1 protein-coding gene is annotated in these 1,727 nt (G+C 48.4%); it reads right to left on the bottom strand.

The window, feature by feature from the left end; genetic code table 11:
* Window positions 1-50: 50 nt before the first annotated feature.
* Entirely contained in the window at window positions 51-1,625 is a 1,575-nt protein-coding gene (locus GHO32_RS25970) for a hypothetical protein (protein WP_153443101.1), read from the bottom strand.
* Between the last annotated feature and the right edge of the window lie 102 nt (window positions 1,626-1,727).

Raw genomic sequence — 1,727 nt, 5'->3', positions numbered from 1 at the left:
CCAATTACATAGCCAGGTGCTTGCTGAAGTCAGGAGGGTTTAGAAATCAGCTACACCCTTAAATGCGAAGAGCCATTAAAACCATTTAGCAGCGAAACCTTCCCCGACGTCGAAAAGGTCAGATGACCTGTCAATTGACCGAACCCACGCAAGGCATACGCGCTCAATGTTTGACTTGTACTGGAAACCGCACTGCCCAGCGATGCGATTTCTCCTGACCAGGCAGGCGAACTCACTTGAGTGATAATGACATTGACGGTTTCCGGGTCCACCGACTGCATTGGAAAGTCCAGGGCCAGTTGTTTTTTAAGTGCGTTGACCGTGTACTCATCAATACCCACAATGCCATGCAAATAATCGCGATCGTCAACCACCGCATTGCGATAACGTTGCAAAATACGCGAATAGTCATATTTTTCTTTCAGTGTGGCGTGAGCCAACACCTCAGGCAGGGCGGACTCAAACATTACCGTATCGGCTTGAAGCAGTAACGAAGCCACGTTAAAACCGGCTTCAATGGCTACAACATAGTTGTCAACACTGTCTTGAAGCTCTTGACTAGAAAGCCTCGCAACAACGCCTTGATGAAAAGCACGCCGCGCGTCATCAAGATGATGTTGTAGGCGGCTACTCTCCAGCTCAAGCAAGTAGTCCCCCTCAACAACAGAAAAATAAAACAAATCATCGGTCGTGCTCAACAACGCTTTGCTTTCAAGAAAAGCGGCGCGCTGAAGGCTATTAATAGTGCCTGTCAACTCCACATACTCAACAGGATCCAGAATACGTTGTCGTAATACAGCGCGACATTTATCAACTGAATTAAATGCTTCGTACTGTCGTGCAGGAGACCAAAAAATAGCATGTCCCGCGCAGGCTGGCTGGAGCCCGCCCCTCTCGGTAATCAAAAAACAGTTTTCTAGAAACGCCGTAAAATTGGTGCTCTTAACATTCACCGATATCCGGTAGACCTCAGGCACAAAATAATAATAGGACGGTCGGTTCGATCGGACTCTATACGTCTGCAGCGCTGTCAAACAACCAACGTCCTGCTTACCAAGTCGTTTGTCATGACCAAAAAAATAGTATCCACCCGCCCATAACAGCTGAGATTTCAGTTGCACCAGATCATCCAGCAACGTCTTACCCGCTGGTAACTGATCTTTAAAGACGGACCGCTCAAGGTACAGTTCAAATTCGCTGGCAAAATCATCGGCCAACTTAAGCAAGACACCATGAAGAACAAGATTCTCATCCGCAGCAAAATACGCGACCTGCTCTGCCGCCCCTGCTGCCCGCTCAAACCGGACTCGCGCGGGTTCGGCAGGTAAAGGTTGTTTTCCCGTCACATGCTCTAAAAATGCATCAACCAACGGCATGGCAGGCACGTCTGCTGAGGATGCGTTAGATTCTGGACCCATAATGCTTACCGAAACATTGCCAGGGTCAAGTAAGTCTCGCCCACTAAGCTGCCAAAGCTCAGCCAACTTTTTTTTGCAGAAGTCGCTCACGGTGGGAAACATTGATAGCTTTGTTGTTACCGCCTGCTCCAACGTCTCAATACGCAGCCGAATGAGATCAATCGGAACGTTAAGCTGATCAAGCAATTCACCGGTCGTTTCAGCCATGGTTTCACCCAGTGAAAATCGGGAACTGGCGGTCTCAAGGAGCAAGTGCAACAGTCAGTTAATTTTCTGAGCTTGCTAAGCGAAACAATCCCGCTTCCAAAA

It is taken from the genome of Pseudomonas sp. FSL R10-2189, from assembly GCF_009600325.1.
In the GTDB taxonomy this organism is placed as follows: Bacteria; Pseudomonadota; Gammaproteobacteria; order Pseudomonadales; family Pseudomonadaceae; genus Aquipseudomonas; species Aquipseudomonas helleri.
The sequence above is the reverse complement of the archived record's forward strand: the minus strand, read 5'-3'. Positions and strand labels throughout refer to the sequence as shown.

Excerpts from the sequence above, each read along its gene's own strand:
- GHO32_RS25970 (WP_153443101.1), bottom strand. The coding sequence starts at position 1,625 with ATGGCTGAAACGACCGGTGAATTGCTTGATCAGCTTAACGTTCCGATT.